Origin of the sequence: Niallia sp. Kr1, assembly GCF_050389805.1 — a bacterium.
Taxonomy (GTDB): Bacteria; Bacillota; Bacilli; order Bacillales; family Cytobacillaceae; genus Bacillus_BD.
Map to the genome: position 1 here is coordinate 102,501 of NZ_CP130945.1, position 2,500 is coordinate 105,000.

Sequence of the window (2,500 nt, forward strand, 5' to 3'; positions counted from 1 at the left end):
ACCGATTGACTAAGGTTTCCTGAGGAAGGCTCGTCCGCTCAGGGTTAGTCGGGACCTAAGCCGAGGCTGAAAAGCGTAGGCGATGGACAACAGGTTGATATTCCTGTACCACCAAAATCCGTTTGAGTGATGGGGGGACGCAGGAGGATAGGGTAAGCGCGCTGTTGGATATGCGCGTCCAAGCAGTTAGGCTGCAGGTGAGGAAAATCCCACCTGCGTGAAGGCTGAGCTGTGATGGCGAGGGAAATAGAGTACCGAAGTTCCTGATTCCACACTGCCAAGAAAAGCCTCTAGCGAGGATTAGGTGCCCGTACCGCAAACCGACACAGGTAGTCAAGGAGAGAATCCTAAGGTGAGCGAGAGAACTCTCGTTAAGGAACTCGGCAAAATGACCCCGTAACTTCGGGAGAAGGGGTGCTTTTTAGGGTGTTAAAGCCCTGAGAAGCCGCAGTGAATAGGCCCAGGCGACTGTTTAGCAAAAACACAGGTCTCTGCGAAGCCGCAAGGCGAAGTATAGGGGCTGACGCCTGCCCGGTGCTGGAAGGTTAAGAGGAGAGGTTAGCCGCAAGGCGAAGCTTTGAATTGAAGCCCCAGTAAACGGCGGCCGTAACTATAACGGTCCTAAGGTAGCGAAATTCCTTGTCGGGTAAGTTCCGACCCGCACGAAAGGCGTAACGATCTGGGCACTGTCTCAACGAGAGACTCGGTGAAATTATAGTACCTGTGAAGATGCAGGTTACCCGCGACAGGACGGAAAGACCCCGTGGAGCTTTACTGTAGCCTGATATTGAATTTTGGTACAGCTTGTACAGGATAGGTAGGAGCCTTGGAAGCCGGAGCGCCAGCTTCGGTGGAGGCATCGGTGGGATACTACCCTGGCTGTATTGACATTCTAACCCGCAGCCCTTATCGGGCTGGGAGACAGTGTCAGGTGGGCAGTTTGACTGGGGCGGTCGCCTCCTAAAGAGTAACGGAGGCGCCCAAAGGTTCCCTCAGAATGGTTGGAAATCATTCGTAGAGTGTAAAGGCACAAGGGAGCTTGACTGCGAGACCTACAAGTCGAGCAGGGACGAAAGTCGGGCTTAGTGATCCGGTGGTTCCGCATGGAAGGGCCATCGCTCAACGGATAAAAGCTACCCCGGGGATAACAGGCTTATCTCCCCCAAGAGTCCACATCGACGGGGAGGTTTGGCACCTCGATGTCGGCTCATCGCATCCTGGGGCTGTAGTCGGTCCCAAGGGTTGGGCTGTTCGCCCATTAAAGCGGTACGCGAGCTGGGTTCAGAACGTCGTGAGACAGTTCGGTCCCTATCCGTCGTGGGCGTAGGAAATTTGAGAGGAGCTGTCCTTAGTACGAGAGGACCGGGATGGACGCACCGCTGGTGTACCAGTTGTTCTGCCAAGAGCATCGCTGGGTAGCTATGTGCGGAAGGGATAAGTGCTGAAAGCATCTAAGCATGAAGCCCCCCTCAAGATGAGATTTCCCATAGTGTTAAACTAGTAAGACCCCTGAAAGATGATCAGGTTGATAGGTTTGAGGTGGAAGCATGGTGACATGTGGAGCTGACAAATACTAATCGGTCGAGGACTTAACCAAAAACAAGGCATTACTCAATATTTCTTTCTTCAGCATTATCTAGTTTTGAGAGAACAATCTCTCATCTATATAGTTTGGTGACAATGGCGAGAAGGTCACACCCGTTCCCATCCCGAACACGGAAGTTAAGCTTCTCAGCGCCGATGGTAGTTGGGGTTTTACCCCTGTGAGAGTAGGACGTCGCCAAGCTGTTATATTATGGAGGATTAGCTCAGCTGGGAGAGCATCTGCCTTACAAGCAGAGGGTCGGCGGTTCGAGCCCGTCATCCTCCACCATATAATGCCGGCCTAGCTCAATTGGTAGAGCAACTGACTTGTAATCAGTAGGTTGGGGGTTCGAGTCCTCTGGCCGGCACCAGGATTCATCATACAAAAGTACAATGTTAACTCAGTATAAAGCAGTTGTCTTAGTACAAGTTATATTGAGCCATTAGCTCAGTTGGTAGAGCATCTGACTTTTAATCAGAGGGTCGCAGGTTCGAATCCTGCATGGCTCACCATTTTGCGGGTGTGGCGGAATTGGCAGACGCACTAGACTTAGGATCTAGCGCCGCAAGGCGTGGGGGTTCGACTCCCTTCACCCGCACCAGTTATAATATGCGGAAGTAGTTCAGTGGTAGAAGATTGACTGACTCGAAGAGTCTCAATCTGCGATAAAAACCGTAGGTTTTTAGAGCACAGGACCACATAATATATTCAGAAATACTTTTTAATTTTTATATGCGGAAGTAGTTCAGTGGTAGAACACCACCTTGCCAAGGTGGGGGTCGCGGGTTCGAATCCCGTCTTCCGCTCTTGAACAATGCCGGGGTGGCGGAACTGGCAGACGCACAGGACTTAAAATCCTGCGGTAGGTGACTACCGTACCGGTTCGATTCCGGTCCTCGGCACCATCTAATTTAA

General features: G+C 51.7%; 6 tRNA genes and 2 rRNA genes (1 of these 8 running past the window's edge). All 8 read left to right on the forward strand.

Annotated features, from left to right (window positions below):
• Window positions 1-1,597, forward strand: a 23S ribosomal RNA gene (locus Q5760_RS00450); it begins 1,339 nt to the left of the window's first position.
• Between the two features lie 73 nt (window positions 1,598-1,670).
• Window positions 1,671-1,786: ribosomal RNA gene (rrf, locus tag Q5760_RS00455) — 5S ribosomal RNA — on the forward strand.
• A gap of 11 nt (window positions 1,787-1,797) precedes the next feature.
• Window positions 1,798-1,873: transfer RNA gene (locus Q5760_RS00460), tRNA-Val, on the forward strand.
• A gap of 6 nt (window positions 1,874-1,879) precedes the next feature.
• A tRNA-Thr gene (locus Q5760_RS00465) sits at window positions 1,880-1,955 on the forward strand.
• A 66-nt stretch (window positions 1,956-2,021) separates the two neighbouring features.
• Window positions 2,022-2,097, forward strand: a tRNA-Lys gene (locus tag Q5760_RS00470).
• A 4-nt stretch (window positions 2,098-2,101) separates the two neighbouring features.
• A tRNA-Leu gene (locus Q5760_RS00475) sits at window positions 2,102-2,186 on the forward strand.
• Between the two features lie 133 nt (window positions 2,187-2,319).
• A tRNA-Gly gene (locus Q5760_RS00480) sits at window positions 2,320-2,391 on the forward strand.
• A 10-nt stretch (window positions 2,392-2,401) separates the two neighbouring features.
• Window positions 2,402-2,490: transfer RNA gene (locus Q5760_RS00485), tRNA-Leu, on the forward strand.
• The last annotated feature ends 10 nt before the right edge of the window (window positions 2,491-2,500 follow it).